14 protein-coding genes and 1 pseudogene are annotated in these 14,697 nt (G+C 37.7%); 12 read left to right on the forward strand and 3 right to left on the reverse strand.

Annotated elements, in window-relative coordinates; genetic code table 11:
• Nucleotides 1-323: 323 nt before the first annotated feature.
• The 4 genes and pseudogenes from B2727_RS03500 (at nt 324) to B2727_RS03525 (ending at nt 5,563) form a co-directional block, all read left to right on the forward strand.
• Complete coding sequence (locus B2727_RS03500) at nt 324-665, forward strand: hypothetical protein (RefSeq protein WP_005202551.1); 342 nt, start codon at nt 324-326, stop codon at nt 663-665.
• A 502-nt stretch (nt 666-1,167) separates the two neighbouring features.
• Nucleotides 1,168-2,184: pseudogene (locus B2727_RS19980) on the forward strand (AraC family transcriptional regulator ligand-binding domain-containing protein).
• A 524-nt stretch (nt 2,185-2,708) separates the two neighbouring features.
• The gene (locus B2727_RS03520; protein ID WP_005202557.1) at nt 2,709-5,054 is read left to right on the forward strand and encodes a TonB-dependent hemoglobin/transferrin/lactoferrin family receptor; all 2,346 of its coding nucleotides are present in this window, start codon (nt 2,709-2,711) and stop codon (nt 5,052-5,054) included.
• A 224-nt stretch (nt 5,055-5,278) separates the two neighbouring features.
• The gene (locus B2727_RS03525; protein WP_005202559.1) at nt 5,279-5,563 is read left to right on the forward strand and encodes a hypothetical protein; all 285 of its coding nucleotides are present in this window, start codon (nt 5,279-5,281) and stop codon (nt 5,561-5,563) included.
• A gap of 67 nt (nt 5,564-5,630) precedes the next feature.
• Here the strand turns inward: B2727_RS03525 and B2727_RS03530 are convergent, their stop codons facing one another.
• Nucleotides 5,631-6,557 (reverse strand): LysR family transcriptional regulator, encoded by a 927-nt coding sequence (locus tag B2727_RS03530; RefSeq protein ID WP_005202560.1) that lies wholly within the window; start codon nt 6,555-6,557, stop codon nt 5,631-5,633.
• A 118-nt stretch (nt 6,558-6,675) separates the two neighbouring features.
• Here B2727_RS03530 and B2727_RS03535 point away from each other — a divergent pair, with 118 nt between their 5' ends.
• The 5 genes from B2727_RS03535 to B2727_RS03555 all read left to right on the forward strand — a co-directional run bounded on the left by B2727_RS03535 (nt 6,676) and on the right by B2727_RS03555 (nt 10,419).
• Entirely contained in the window at nt 6,676-7,656 is a 981-nt protein-coding gene (locus B2727_RS03535) for an MBL fold metallo-hydrolase (protein WP_026057490.1), read from the forward strand.
• A 156-nt stretch (nt 7,657-7,812) separates the two neighbouring features.
• Nucleotides 7,813-8,712 (forward strand): LysR family transcriptional regulator, encoded by a 900-nt coding sequence (locus B2727_RS03540; protein WP_005202562.1) that lies wholly within the window; start codon nt 7,813-7,815, stop codon nt 8,710-8,712.
• 144 nt (nt 8,713-8,856) lie between these two features.
• Nucleotides 8,857-9,186 (forward strand): hypothetical protein, encoded by a 330-nt coding sequence (locus tag B2727_RS03545; protein ID WP_005202563.1) that lies wholly within the window; start codon nt 8,857-8,859, stop codon nt 9,184-9,186.
• Nucleotides 9,187-9,316: 130 nt separating this feature from the next.
• The gene (locus B2727_RS03550) at nt 9,317-9,940 is read left to right on the forward strand and encodes a class I SAM-dependent methyltransferase (RefSeq protein WP_005202564.1); all 624 of its coding nucleotides are present in this window, start codon (nt 9,317-9,319) and stop codon (nt 9,938-9,940) included.
• Between the two features lie 251 nt (nt 9,941-10,191).
• Nucleotides 10,192-10,419: a hypothetical protein gene (locus B2727_RS03555; RefSeq protein ID WP_005202565.1), complete on the forward strand. Its 228-nt coding sequence runs from the start codon at nt 10,192-10,194 to the stop codon at nt 10,417-10,419.
• Between the two features lie 191 nt (nt 10,420-10,610).
• Here B2727_RS03555 and B2727_RS03560 read toward each other — a convergent pair whose 3' ends face one another.
• Nucleotides 10,611-10,841, reverse strand: coding sequence for a hypothetical protein (locus tag B2727_RS03560; RefSeq protein ID WP_004652770.1), 231 nt, complete (start codon nt 10,839-10,841; stop codon nt 10,611-10,613).
• A gap of 293 nt (nt 10,842-11,134) precedes the next feature.
• On the opposite strand from B2727_RS03560, the gene B2727_RS03565 reads away from it, so the two are divergent.
• A complete protein-coding gene (locus tag B2727_RS03565; protein ID WP_005202567.1) occupies nt 11,135-11,746 on the forward strand; it encodes a LexA family protein in 612 nt (203 codons plus the stop codon).
• 4 nt (nt 11,747-11,750) lie between these two features.
• Entirely contained in the window at nt 11,751-13,049 is a 1,299-nt protein-coding gene (locus B2727_RS03570; protein ID WP_005202568.1) for a Y-family DNA polymerase, read from the forward strand.
• 22 nt (nt 13,050-13,071) lie between these two features.
• Here B2727_RS03570 and B2727_RS03575 read toward each other — a convergent pair whose 3' ends face one another.
• Entirely contained in the window at nt 13,072-13,980 is a 909-nt protein-coding gene (locus tag B2727_RS03575; protein ID WP_005202569.1) for a LysR family transcriptional regulator, read from the reverse strand.
• Between the two features lie 98 nt (nt 13,981-14,078).
• Between B2727_RS03575 and B2727_RS03580 the strand changes: the two genes are divergently transcribed.
• Nucleotides 14,079-14,675 (forward strand): FMN-dependent NADH-azoreductase, encoded by a 597-nt coding sequence (locus B2727_RS03580; protein ID WP_005202570.1) that lies wholly within the window; start codon nt 14,079-14,081, stop codon nt 14,673-14,675.
• Nucleotides 14,676-14,697 lie beyond the last annotated feature (22 nt).

Raw genomic sequence — 14,697 nt, forward strand, 5'->3', positions numbered from 1 at the left:
CTAGATGAAGTATTGAGCCGACGAAAATCATAAATATAAATTAACTTTGCTTTTGCATTATAATTACAAAAAATAAACCTATTCTATTTTTAATTTAACTGCCTTTAACACTTTAAATATTTGTATTTTATATTTATTTAAGTTTTTTTATAAATTTTATTTTCAAAAAGTTAGCTACTTTGATGGGCTTTGTTGAAGACTTTTCTCAATAGTTGTTTTTGTATCTAATTGAATTTATATAATAAATATTATTTTGCTAAAGACGTTGGTAAACTGTTTTTTGAAAAAATGATAACTTTTGTGTATTAAATGCTAATTATTTTATGAGCAAAGGCGTTATTTTAACTTTTATATTATATAGCCAAGGTGTAAATGTGGTATATAAAAAAATTACAGTATCCGATTATCGGAAGATAAATAAAGGAAGTGAAGTTAAAGTAAGTAAAAAATATCTGAATTATAATTTGTTTTTTTTACTGGTCATGTGCTTGTGGAATTCAAATATTGGCTATGTTTTTCTGTTTTTGTATTTTGTGAATTATATTTTTGAGAAAATGAGTGATTACTACTTTTTGGTTGGATTTTCTTTGTTATTTAGCTTTGGCTTGATTGTTTCTATTTCCTTTTTAATGTTTATTGTTGAGCTTTTTTTTTCGTCAAAATAATTTTGAATTTATCGTATAGGGGAATAAACAGGACTTTAATCGGTCTTGATATGTTATAAATTTTTGCACCAAATTGAGGCGGTGTGTCGTCATTTTAGCGCTTTAAAATAATTAAAAATTTTTTGAAAATAGTCAGTATTCATAAATATGAAATAATGTAGATGATAAAAATGAAATATAAAAAATATAAAAATCTAATTGTTGAATAAAAAATCACTTTTAACTCTCCCTTTCGTGAAGAGACTTTTGCAATCTTGAAACTTTCCTTTAAATGATAAGTTTTTTTATAGAAATGATAATTTTTTTATTGAATTTTAAAGTAGATTTTGAGCATTATCTGTGATTGATATCACAAAAAATGGATTTTTTGCCGCATTAGTATGAAAAATGGAAAACTGGATTATCGTTAATTTTTAAGGTCGATTAAATAATGTACTTGTGTAACTGGTTTTTTGATTCCTTCTCTGAGGTGGGCTTTTAGATATGATATGAGTGGGGAGCAATGGTTTTGAGTCATCCTAATCAGGTTAAATTAATATCAAGTTCGATGCTTAATTTGTTGATTAATTTTTGTGTAAAAAATAATCTTAAAAATGTAAAATATTTGAGTGATTATAAAACAAGTGAACTGATTCCAATCGGGGAATGGATTGAACTATTAGAGGAAATTAATCAAAAACAGACTAAACCAACACTTGGACTAGAAATATAAAAATATACTCAACCTAAACATCTTGGTATTTTAGGATATATTGCTTCATCATGTGAAAATATATTAGATGTATTAAATGTATTTATAAAATACCAAAGGCTCTTTTGTGAGGCTAAGCCTGCAAAGATGTCTATTTCCGATCAGTTTATTGTCATTCGGTGGGGATTTGACCCTTATCTTAAAAATAATCATTTGGTAGATGAATTATTAATGGGGGTTTTTTATAAACTTTTAGATCAATTAGTACATCCGAATAGAATAGAAGTGAAAAAAGTCAGTTTTAGTACAGAGAAAACCAAATTTTTTTATAACTACGAAAATTTTTTTGGCTGTCCTATCGAGTTTGAAAGTGAAGATGTTGAAATATATATTTCCATGACCAGCCTTGATTTAGAGGTTTTTAATGCTGATCCTGTGTTAAATGATATTTTAATTAAGCAGGCAAATGTATTGTTGTCAAAACGTCCTAAGCTTGATCTTTTTGATGAGTTAATACAGAAAACAATTATTCAAGCTATAAGTAAGGGGAATATCAGCGTGGAGGAGGTTGCAAATAAATTGGGCTTACCAGCTCGGATATTTCAACTGAAATTAAAGCAGCAAGGATATACCTTCAAAGAAAGATTGAATCAGGTTCGTAGAGATTTGGCTTTTGATTATCTTGCCGATCTCAATTTGAGCATTCTGGACATTTCAATGTTATTGGCCTACCAAGAACAGACCTCTTTTATCCGGGCATTTAAGTCATGGACTGGGATGAGTCCGTTACAATATCGGAAGAAAAAAATTTTAAATCATCGTTCTTGATTCTGGCATGTTCCTACTGCAATGTTGCTGTGTAGGAGGTTCAACTTTAGGCCATCTAGCCAATACTTGTCCTAATCATCACTTATTGGCTATATATCAAAAGCATCATAAGTGGGGCACAAATCAAATTCTGAAAATAGTTAATCTCTACTTCAATGATTGAAACAAAAACAATTGCAGTACAACGGATGAGAGCATTTTAGATGTCTTAAAAATTCTATCGATCCATTTACATTTATTTAAATGCAAGTGATAATCAATATTGTTTGTGTCGTTTTATTGAATTGAATGAGATACCTTCCCTCAATCCTCCTCGACAGCAGTTGATTCATCGTCGTTCTCCACAGAGCGACGTCATACTGCTGTCAGACGCTAGTCAATTAGGTTTGCAGTCTGAATGATTTGGCGTTTGCTGCAAGCGCTTTATTGAAGCTTAATTTTTATTATTTTTTATATCGTTAAGACGTCGATTATTTTAGGACCTCGTTTAGGTTGCTGATGATTTTTATCTTCTGGTGAAGTTTATGTCCCAATCTCCCTCTCAAACAAAGGTGATTAAGCCTCTTGTACTGGCTATTGCTTTATCTATGTATGCCTCGACCATACCTGTTTATGCAGATAATACCAAGGTTGTTCTGGCAAACACCGTCACAAAAGTACCGACCGTACAAGACACATTGTCTAAGAGCAATGCTCAGAATCAAATTTATCAAATGACGCCAATTGTTGTACAGGCGGATAAGGAAGATACCATCCAGTTTGGTCAGAGTGTGTTAAATCAAAAGGCCATTGACCGTTATCAAGCCAACAATGTTGCACAATTGCTGGACCATATGCCAAGTGTGGGTTCGGCAGGTTCACCGCGACCAGGTGGGCAAACCATTAATATCCTTGGTATGGGCGGGGTTGAGGATGTTCCGATTACCTTGGATGACTCGGTTAAAAGTTTCGATAAATATCGACAAGGCTCAGTGTTTATTGAACCCGAACTGTTAAAGAAAATTACGGTCGATAAAGGTCCACATAATGTTGAAGTTGGAAATGGTGGTTTTGGAGGGAAAGTCACCTTAGAAACCAAGGATGCCGCTGATTTATTGGTTGATGATAAAAATATCGGTGCTTTTTTGAAATATTCGCGATTCTCCAATAATTCACAAAATACCTATACAGGTGCTGTGTATGGAAAGAGTGAAAATGGTGTCATGGATGGGATGTTCTACTATACCAATCGAGATAGTGGCGATGTTCAACGCCCTGATGGCAGCAAGTTTTTGTATTCTGCGCAGCAGCAGGATACGTATTTGGCCAAACTCAATTTTCATCCGACAGACAGCCAAAAAATTAGTTTGAATGCGATGCAAAGTGGGCATAAGGGCTGGGAACCTTTTGCAGCAATGCGTGATCAAGATGCCGTTCCAACAGAAGCGGATATTAAAAAATATGGATATGAGGAGGCATGGAAACGTCGTTTGGTCTATCGCGATCAAAACGATAGCAGCTATTCAGTTGGATATGAATTAAATCCTGAATCAAATCCTTATGTAAATTTAAAAGCAACAGCATCGTATTCAAAGACCGATCAACATGATCAAAGATTACCGAGCGTGACTGGATCGGCGGCTACACTGGGCAATGAAAGCTGGGTAACTTATACCAATACAGCGTTTAAGCTTAGTAATATCAGTGATATTACAACTGACTATGGCACACATAAATTAAAAGTTGGGGCACAATATCAAAAGATGGAGCAGAACTCACTCATCTATGATAAGAACAACGCCAAAAAACCAGACTATAATTTTGGTTATTATGAGCCAAATTATATGCCTTCAGGCAAACAGCAAATGTTGAGTACATTTGTAGAAGATCAATACCAGATTGATAATTTCACGATTACCCCATCGCTTCGCTATGATCATATTACCAATACAGGTCATCCAAACCGAGCATCACGTTATAATGACCCAAGTGCAGGGCATGATTATTCCAGCAAGACCTATACAGGCTGGTCACCACGTTTGGCCTTGGCGTGGAAGCAAGCAGATTATCTCACTTGGTTTGCCAATATCAGTAAAACATGGCGCGCCCCTCGTGTTGATGAGCAATATTATGTGCAATCGGCAATGACCTCTGTGCCATCAACCAGTCGCTATTTATTGCCTGAAAAGATGTTGGCGATCCGTCTGGGCAATGAAATGAATTTTGATGATATTTTTTCAGAACAAGACCATCTGCAAGTCCGGTTGACTTATCACCATAATCGGGGGGGCGATGAAATTTTCCGCAATCGATCAACCTTTTGTAAGGCACAAGCGGAAAATAATGCCAATGGTGGAAATGGCAGCATTAATGACTGTAATGGAAACTATAAGCATGGCTTTTACCGTAATGTCACTGACTATACCATCAAAGCCTATGAGGCCGAGATTTTCTACAATCAGCCGACTTGGTTCACAGGTTTAACCTATTCTTATATCCGTGGTCAACGTGATAATTCACCTGTAAACCCATGGTTTGAACAAAAAACATGGATGACGGATATCCCTCCGAAAAAAGCAACAGCAACCTTAGGTGTGAATGTGCCTGAGCATCATTTAACAATGGGCTGGCGAGGGATATTTGTTGCTAAACAGGATCGTAGCCTGTCTGATAATGATAAATCGATTGCAGCATCCTCTTTTTCATTACCCAAAACTAAAGGATATTCACTGCATGGTATTTATGCGGATTGGCAACCTGTTGGAGAAAAAGGGCCTACTTTAAATTTCTCAATCGACAATCTATTTAATCGAGACTATAAAATGTATTTAGGTGAATATATGACCGGTACAGGTCGTGATTATAAGCTCAGTATTTCACAGCGATTCTAGTGGTCGTAAAGAGTCGTATTTAGCGTGAATTTTAGCATTTATCCAGCGGGTACAGATGTGAAGGAGTATCTAAGCATCTGTACTTTTCATTTAGAATATAACAATGTCCTAATATGATTAAATATTTAAATTTTCACTAAATGATAATTTTTTAATGCTTTGATGTTAATTTTTCAGTGAATGCTTTTTATACAATAAAGGGAGCTTTTTGCAGAGCATTGATAATGAAAAAATGGATTTGCTTGACCTGTGGAAAGTACAAAAAAATTGACCCAGATAATTTGAAAACAGGCCAAATTGTTTTCTTTTATCAGTTTAAAATTGATGCAGAAGAAATTCAGAAAATAATAAAACACGGCATTATCTTAAAACGGAAAAACAAAATTTTAACCATATTGGATGAAGGAGAAATTTTTTACTTACTTGATCGGGATGTATATCCGATCGATGCACCTGTTGATTTTATTTATAATATGTTCGGAAAATGTAGCTGTTCCCTCCATGACTAATAAGAATAATAGCATTTTGATATTAAATAACATTATTGGGGATGACTGGGATCAAAAAAGGAACTACTTAGTCGCTTAATGCTGGATGTAGTGTGTGCCGTAATCGCGGAATTGAAAAATCTAAAAAGAGTTTTGTTGCCAATAAAATATTTTCTCGTGTTGGTATAAGTGCATTCACTAAAGATGCTTGAGGTGACCATGGCGAATCAGGTTTAAAGACATTTACAAATTGGCCAGAATTCAATTCATGAGCACATAAATACCAGGGCAGAACAGCAGCTCCCATGCCTTGTTGCACAGCCGATTTAAGTACTGACATATTGCCACAACTGATATAAGGCTCGAGCAATACTGTATTTAAGTCATTATTTTGACTGGTGAATATCTGAGAAGTTAGGTTCTTTTGCACGCCTAAAGCAATGAAATTTAACTGTTTGAGTTGTTCTGGAAGCTCAATTTTTTCTTTATCACTCATATAATCCTGACTGGCAACCAGTATCATCGGTAAATCACAGACAGGGCGAATAATTAAACTCGAGTCATTGAGGAGTTTGGAAGAGATTCGAAAAACCAGATCGACTTGTGCACTGATCAAATCAATATTGTGATCTGATGTGTTGATGATCAGGCGTATCTTAGGATATTTTTGTAAGAACAAATCAAGAATAGGCAGCAATGCTTCTTGTGCAAATGTTGAGGAACATCCGATTCTTAATGTCCCTTTAGGGTCGCCAGCAAGGTCTGTTGCAACCGCAAAAGCATTTTGTGCAGCTTGTTTTAATGCTTTTGCATGAATATAGACTTCTTCACCTGCTGGCGTCAGAACAACATTTCGGGTATTGCGATGTAATAAACGGACACCAATTCTATTTTCCAGTTCTGCAATATGTCGACTGAGTTTAGAGCGCTGTACGCCTAAATCACGTGCCGCAGCTGAAAATCCAGCATGCTCGACCACCTCAACGAATAATAAGAGATCATCCAGTTTTTGCATGGCGGCCCAATCCATTATTGTTGCTAATTTTAGGACAGTATATTGTGGATTTTGTGGGTTTTGTCAGAGGCCTGAACTTGTTAGATTGATCTCCGTGAAATCTATGCAGGGTTTGTCGGTGAGCACGTTTAAAAATCAAATAATTAGGGTATTTTTGAGCTATAAATTTTTTGTAGCATTATTGCTGTCATTGCCTCTAAGCCCTGTTTTTGCGAAAGATAATGGGATTGCCGTAGATCAATCTATCTATCGGAATCGTGCTGTGTTAGCGGATTTTACCGCGGCATCCTGTCCAGATAATCCAAGAAGCTTAACGCAAGTCAGAGGTAATCTGTACCGACATACTACGGGTGCAGGCTTAGCCGTACATAGCGGTTTAGTTTTGATCACTAAAGAAGGTGCTTTGGTGATTGATCCAGCGATGACCTGCACATCGACATGGCTAAAAGATGAAATCAAGAAACGTTTTGATGTGCCTGTAAAATATGTGGTTTATACCCATGCACATGCGGACCATATCAGTGGTGGGCAAATCTTTAAAGCAGATGGTGCAACTATTGTTGCTAATCAACGTAGTCTTGAACCGATCGTGGGGGAGAAGTTAGCCACAGCATTACCAGATCGCGTTTTTGATCAGGACATGAAAATTAGTTTAGGGGGCGAGGAGGTTTTATTACATTACGTTGCACCGAGCCATTCAGACAGTATGGTCATGGTACTGTTTCCAAAATATAAAGCACTGCAATGTACCGATGTGTGTGAAAGTAAAAGCATGCCATACAATGATTTTTTAGATTTTTATTACACAGGCTGGATTGATAGCCTGGATTGGGTGATCAAGCAAGATGTCGATTTTATTGATGTTGGACATTATAGCCCTGCCACACGTGAAGATCAGATCGCATTGCGTCATTATATTGTCGACTTGCATCAACAAGTTTTGGATTTGGTTCGTGCAGGACAGTCGTGGGATCAGCTCTATCGTAATGTCAAAGTTAGCCCCGAAGTTCAGGACTGGATCGGTTTCAGTACGATGAAAATACCGAATATTCAAGGCATGTATCGTTGGGTAGCCAATCATCGTCGGGGGAACTGGTAGCCATATGGTCAGATAAAATAAGGGCTTTTCTGTTGAAGCAGGAGTTTGTATCGAGTCTGATGATTTGGTCTGAATAGGCAAATTCATGTGATGCATTATGCTGAAATGTAAAACCAGTGATGGAATTGATTTGGAACGCGTCTGAACAACAGATGAATGAGTGTTAAAGTGTTAGAAATTAAAGATTTAGAAACGTTTATATATGCTGTTGAAAACTCTTCTTTAACTGTAACTTCAGAAAAGCTAGGTATTGATCAATCTACGGTAACCAAACGCATCAATAATATTGAGAAAAAACTAAAAGGAAAGCTATTCAATCGTAAAAGCCGACCTTTGCAGCTTACGCATTTGGGAGAGCAGGTATACTTTAAAGGTCGTTATATCCTCGAGCAAATGGAACAATTAGAGTATTTTCATCAGCAAGAGGTTCTTCCAAATCAAGAAAAAGTGAGCATCGGTGTTCCAATTACCTTGGTGGATGATCTCTCTGAATATATTTATGAAAGGTATAAGCACGACCATTATTTGACAGGTGTTGAGATACAAAGTGGTTGGGGGCGAAGTCTAATTCAGCGAGTCGCTGAGAGTGAGTTACCGCTTGCCATTGTGATGATTCCTTCCAATCTTAATCTTGCGAACCATTTATCTTTCTTGAACATTGGGACTTTACCTTTAGTCGTGGTTTCGGCCAGAACTGGCGTGAAAGAACATACCAGTTTGGAGCGATGCAGTAAGAAAGGTTGGGTGATCCACCCTGAAGGATGTTGCTTTAGAGAATGCTTAAATAAAGAACTAAAGGAACGAAAGTTGTTCCTATATGCCAATAAAGAAATCTTCGGGATAGAACCGCAGTTACACAGTATTTTAAATGGAGATGGTTTGGGGATTTTTCCAAAGCCGTTTATAGATCAGCACTCGGCATTTAACTCTGACCTTGAAATTGTGGCGCTCGAAGATTTTAATGTTAGTGTTAATGTAGGCATTATTTATGCTGATCAGCGTCATTTGAAAGAAGTGAATTATTTCGCAAAAATTGTGAAAGAGCGATACTTCTAGCCAGTTAGCATGGCAAAGATTGGACTTGCTCTTTTAAGAAAAAAGCTCAAATGCTGCAAATTGGGGGATAAGATTTAAAGCAATAAGCGTAAGCACACATGTTAAGATAAAGCATCAAAATTAAAAACAAGCTAGGGCTTGAGCATGAGAAGAACATTAGGTTTGATGTCTGTTCTGATCGCATCAACGGGGATTTTTGCAACTGAACTACCAGTGGAACAGCAGGGTGAGCGAGTTGCTCCTATTCATTCAGCATTACAAAAAAGCAAGGATTCTCTGATTAAACAGTCTACGAAAAAAGCAGATATTGATGAAGAAGTTGATACTCAGGCTTTGAAATTAGGTGGGATTCATCGTCGAGAAGATGCTAGACAATACCTTGAGTTAAAAAATGAAATAGAAGAGAGCCGTGAACAGCCCGATGATAAAACCAAAAATCAGAAAGAAATATCCAATGTGATGACACAGAAGTAGATTTTATTTGATGTCTGGGGACAAATTAATTCTGTAGCTATCAAGCTGTTCACGCCAGTGCCATAATCACCAGATAATTTTTCATTTCGCTGATGCTGGAGTGTCCGATTAGCGCTGAGAAGGAACTCAAATGAGCAGAAATTATTGGGAAGAAGTGTATCAATCCAAACAAGCTGACCAAGTGAGTTGGTATCAGCAACACCCAAGTAAAACAATTGAGTTGATGCAATCTCTGGATGTGCCGTTGCATGCCAAGCTGATTGATGTGGGCAGTGGCGCCTCTCTCTTGATTGATCATCTGCTTGAAGCTGGATATCAATCTTTATATGTGCTTGATTTATCCGAAACTGCATTAGATATAACCCGTGCAAGGTTAACTGCAAAGAGCTTAGACAGTCGCCATGTGCATTGGTTAGTTGCAGATGTGTGTACGGTTGCACTTGCGTCTCAATTTTTTGATGTGTGGCATGATCGTGCGGTATTTCATTTTATGCTGACAGAGATACAACAGGAACAATATCTACACAATCTACGTCAAACATTAAAGCCAAGCGGATATCTGATTTTGTCTACTTTTGCTGAAGATGGGCCAACACAATGTAGTGGCTTAACGGTAGAGCGTTATAGTTTGGCTAAGTTGAGTCACAAACTGGACAAGGATTTTATATTGCTACATCACGAGATAGAGCTACATATTACCCCTTGGGGCACAGAGCAAAAATTTCTCAATACGATCTGGCAATTCAGAAACTAATATTTTAAAAGATCTACCGCTCATTTAAATGATGACGAGAGGTGAATTATTTTGAAACGTTTTAAACGTAAATGTAACTCGATGGTTAATTAAATATTAACGGAATTTATAAATTAAAAGTTAATTTCAATGGCTTAGCGGTTTAAACAATAAAAAGATAATACTTATAACTCTTGTTACAACGATTTTATCGACAAGTTATCGAAAATTTCCCATAGTCCTATGAACCTATAGATATTGGGAGAACTGTTATGGATAAGATTACAGTCATCGTCAAGGACCAAGAAGAAAACGAATCGATTGTCGTTGCACAGCTGAATGATTTAGAAGATCGTGATATTCCTTTTTTTAAACGGGTTGAACATATTGAAGTAGAAGGAAATATCATTTTTCCGAATATTGACTTACTTTTTGAAAGTGATACTGACGGTAAAATTTATAAGTTGGTTGCACCTGTGAATGACAAAAGATTTATCTGAATTTAAACCGATGATTCAACCTTATAAAAAGGCCCACTGATGCGATTGCAATCTGTGGGTTTTTATTTGAGAGTATTAAAATAATGTACAAGTTGAAGCGTATTTAAGTTGAAAATAAAGAGCTTGTTGAGTGAGATCATGGTACAAGCTCTTTTTATAGCGCAAGGTCATATTGAATCGATATGTTTTTATCAATGAATGGGGTTAAGACCTTTAACAATGTCATTAAACTCTGAACCATTTAACCAAAAAGATTTCTTTAAAAAAAGTGTGGTCATAATACTTTCTGCGGCTTCACTATTTTGGTTGTCACAAAATAGTCCGTAGCTATCACCTAACACAGTATTGTTCTCGATCAGGCGAATAAAGAAAGCATGTTGTTCGTCAGCATAACCAAGAATAGCATCACGTCGATTGTTCATTTTTCATGTCTCCACATCAAAAATATTTGAATAAAACTTAACTGCTGAGAGATCAAATAGATTAATGAATTAGATCAATGGCTTAACATTTTTGAGCTGAGTAAAAATAAGATAAGTCATTCATTTAAAACATTAATTTTAGTTTGTCTTATACATCCTTGTCTAAGTTAAACAAGCTAAAATCTGATCTATGGATTCATTGTTATGCAAAATTAATTGTACGTCAACTTGAATTTGTAACTTTTTCAAGTTAAATTATTTGAAAGTATTTTAAGCTTGGGTAGGGGGAAGTTATGTCCAAAAAAACTGAATTTGAGCATGGAGGGGCAAGAAGCAATGCTGGGCGGAAGGCACAGTTCACTGAGCCGACCAAAGTCATCCGTGTTCCCGAATCTCAAGTTGATTTCATCAAAAATTGGTTACTGAATAATGTCAAAACTGGTACTCAAACTGATTTGACGACATCAATGAAAATACAGAATGTCCAAGCTAAGAATGATCGACTTTATCACATTCCATTGGCAACGGAACGTGTTGCCGCCGGTTTTCCGTCGCCTGTCCAAGACCATGTTGAACAAGCTTTAGATTTAAATGAATTTTTAATTCGTAACGAAAATTCTACTTTCATTGTGAAAGCAAATTCACTTTCAATGTTAGATGCAGGCATTGATATCGATGATCCTTTGGTGGTAGATCGTAGTCTTCCTGCCAAATCTGGGGATATTGTAATTGCCTTGATTGACAATGATTTTACCGTGAAGCGTTTAATGGTTGATCACCATTTCAGCCCACCTAAAGTGTGGTTAAAAGCTGAGAATCCTGACTACCAGAATATTTATATTAGCGAGGGACAAGAGTTACTGATCTGGGGTGTTGTGACCTATAACCTGAAACCGATGAGATAAGCCCATGAGTCTGCCACAACGTATTTTTGCTTTGATTGATGTAAATAACTGCTATGTTAGTTGTGAGCGCGTGTTTAATCCAAAGCTGGAAAATCGTCCTGTGGTGGTGTTGTCCAATAACGATGGTTGTGTGGTTTCCCGTTCTTATGAGGCGAAACAGCTCGGTATTCGGATGGCTGTGCCTTTTTTTCAGATTGAAGAGATTATTCAACGGCATCAAGTCGAAGTTTTTTCAAGTAATTATGCCTTGTATGCGGAAATGTCGCGCCGTTTCATGAATATATTGGGCAGCTTTGTCGATCCATGCGAGCAGGAAGTGTATTCAATAGATGAATGTTTTCTAGAGTTAACCGCCTATCAACAAAGTTATGATCTTACTGCTTATGCGCATCAGATTTTAGATACCGTCAAAAATTGGTTAGGCTTGCCGTGCTGTATCGGGATTGGTTATTCCAAAACTCAAGCAAAACTCGCCAATAATCTCGCCAAAACCCATGCCTGTTTTAATAGTGTCTGTAATATCGTTGCTGAAGATCCCTGCGTGATTGAAGATTTGTTGCAGCATATGCCCGTAGGGGAAGTGTGGGGTGTGGGTCGTAAGATTCGACAACGTTTGGAAAAAATGAATGTCTACTCGGTGATGGATTTGCTGCAAGCAGATGCAAAAATGATGGGAAAGTATTTTTCAGTGCTGATGGAAAATACCGTCAAAGAATTACAAGGTATGGCTTGCTTAGAACTTGAGGATGTTGTGACAGACCGTCAACAGGTGTTGAGTAGTCGTTCATTTGGACAGCCGATTCAGGAGAAAAGTGATTTAAGTGGCGCACTGACTGAATTTAGTTTACGTGCCATAGAGCGCTTACGCCATCAGAAACTATTATGTAAGGCGGTTGGGGTAAGTATTCGTACTAACCGCTTTAATAAGGATCAGTATTATCGACCTTATACGGTCGTCTATTTGCCTGACTACAGTGATGATCGTTTAGAGATTATCAAAGCGGTACAGCAGGGGCTTGATCGCATTTTTCAAGCTGGGCATCGTTATAAAAAAGCGCAAGTGATCTTGTTAGACATCATTCCGCAACATAGCCATGCTGTGGATTTATTTCATGATACCGATGAACTGATTGCTCGTCGTAACCTCTCTACAACTTTCGATGGAATTAATGAAAAGTTCGGACGGGACACCATGACGTTGGGGCGTTTAATCACCCCTCATGGGAGGGCATGGCGTATGACGCAAAATCATAAATCACCAAGTTATTTGACTAATTGGGATCAAGTTTTAAAGATTGGATAATGATTTTTGTATAGATGGGTGGTTAATTGGCACTGAGCTGAGATGGGAATACCGCGACCAACAGATCAATGGCTAAACGCGTTTTAAGTGGCATATAGCTTAAAGCAGGCCAAACCACATGAATCGGGAAATCGACACTGGAAAACTCTGCCAATACCTGAACTAAACTGCCATCCTGTAGTTCTTTATGAATCAGCCAGTCAGGAAGCCATGCAATTCCTTGATCTAATAACACTGTATTTTTAATCGCCTGCATATCATTTAACAGCAATTTTGCTTTGGGTTTGATGGCATACAGTTGTTTGTTTTTATCTTGAAGATGCCATTTCGGTGGGGACCCAGAATAAGGATAAGCAATGGCCGTGTGCTGTTGTAGATCATCCAAGTCCTTCACTGTGCCTGATTGCTGTAGATATTTGGGTGTGGCACAGAGTAGCATCCGATGATCGCCTAGCTTTCTCGCAATCAAATGATGGCTATCTGGTAAAGCGCCGATACGAATAGCTAAATCAAAACCATCTTCGACCAAATCGACAGTTCGGTCATTAAAAGAGAGTTCTACCTGCAAATCAGCATGCTGTTGCGCCAGTTCAATCATCATTGGGGCAACATAGAGTTGTCCAAACAGAACTGGGGCCGAAATTCTTAATAAGCCCGTTGCACTGATTTTACCCTGATCCAACAAGCTTTCAGCGGCATGGATTTCTGCAATAGCACGCTGACTGTGCTCATAAAACAGCGTACCTTCGGCTGTTAAGCTGAGGGTTCGAGTAGTACGCTTAAATAAAGTCACGCCCAAACGTTGTTCTAAACGCGCAATGCTTTTACTCACAGCCGAGCGGGTCAGATGTAGTTGTTCAGCAGCATTGCTAAAGCTTCCTGCCTCGACCACCGTCACAAAGATTGAAATCGTACTCAGCTCAGTTTGCATGATTGTAGAATTTTTGGAATCAATTCACTGAAATAGTATCACTACTGGCGATTAAAATGTAATAGTAAGATAGCTCCATCAAGATATGGAGAACAAACATGGCGAAAGTGTTGGTATTGAAATCAAGCATTATGGGTGATCAATCACAGACGAGCCGTTTGATCGATGCATTTTTAAAACAACGTGCAGAAGCAGGCGTACAGGATGAAGTAATCATTCGTGATTTAACCACGCTTAACTTACCTGTACTGGATGCTGAAATTTTCCATGCACTGCGTGGTGCAGAACACGTTGCAGCGCCGATACAAAAGATTGTCCAGTTATCGGATGAGTTGATTGCAGAACTTAAAGCAACGGATCTATTGTTGATCGGCGCGCCGATGTACAACTTGAATGTGCCAACACAGTTGAAAAACTGGTTCGATTTGGTGGCGCGTGCCCGCCATACTTTTAGATATACCGAAACTTATCCTCAAGGTCTGGTTGAAGGTGTCAAGGCAATCGTGATGAGCAGCCGTGGTGGTATTCACCTTGGGCAAGTGACGGATGCAGTAACGCCTTATCTACAGTCTGTTTTAGGCTTAATGGGGATTCATGAAGTGAGCTTCGTTTATGCGGAAGGTCTGGATATTCCTGCTTTAAAGGTGGATGCATTAAAAGATGCACATCTAAAAGCCCAACAGGTTGCTGTTTAAAAAAATACCCCTTACTACCGAG

Origin of the sequence: Acinetobacter sp. UBA991 (assembly GCF_002292065.1) — a bacterium.
GTDB lineage: Bacteria > Pseudomonadota > Gammaproteobacteria > Pseudomonadales > Moraxellaceae > Acinetobacter > Acinetobacter higginsii.

Coding starts and splice junctions, on each gene's coding strand:
- B2727_RS03500 (WP_005202551.1), top strand. CDS start 324: ATGAGCAAAGGCGTTATTTTAACTTTTATATTATATAGCCAAGGTGTA.
- B2727_RS03520 (WP_005202557.1), top strand. CDS start 2,709: ATGTCCCAATCTCCCTCTCAAACAAAGGTGATTAAGCCTCTTGTACTG.
- B2727_RS03525 (WP_005202559.1), top strand. CDS start 5,279: ATGAAAAAATGGATTTGCTTGACCTGTGGAAAGTACAAAAAAATTGAC.
- B2727_RS03530 (WP_005202560.1), bottom strand. CDS start 6,557: ATGCAAAAACTGGATGATCTCTTATTATTCGTTGAGGTGGTCGAGCAT.
- B2727_RS03540 (WP_005202562.1), top strand. CDS start 7,813: ATGAGTGTTAAAGTGTTAGAAATTAAAGATTTAGAAACGTTTATATAT.
- B2727_RS03545 (WP_005202563.1), top strand. CDS start 8,857: ATGAGAAGAACATTAGGTTTGATGTCTGTTCTGATCGCATCAACGGGG.
- B2727_RS03550 (WP_005202564.1), top strand. CDS start 9,317: ATGAGCAGAAATTATTGGGAAGAAGTGTATCAATCCAAACAAGCTGAC.
- B2727_RS03555 (WP_005202565.1), top strand. CDS start 10,192: ATGGATAAGATTACAGTCATCGTCAAGGACCAAGAAGAAAACGAATCG.
- B2727_RS03560 (WP_004652770.1), bottom strand. CDS start 10,841: ATGAACAATCGACGTGATGCTATTCTTGGTTATGCTGACGAACAACAT.
- B2727_RS03565 (WP_005202567.1), top strand. CDS start 11,135: ATGTCCAAAAAAACTGAATTTGAGCATGGAGGGGCAAGAAGCAATGCT.
- B2727_RS03570 (WP_005202568.1), top strand. CDS start 11,751: ATGAGTCTGCCACAACGTATTTTTGCTTTGATTGATGTAAATAACTGC.
- B2727_RS03575 (WP_005202569.1), bottom strand. CDS start 13,980: ATGCAAACTGAGCTGAGTACGATTTCAATCTTTGTGACGGTGGTCGAG.
- B2727_RS03580 (WP_005202570.1), top strand. CDS start 14,079: ATGGCGAAAGTGTTGGTATTGAAATCAAGCATTATGGGTGATCAATCA.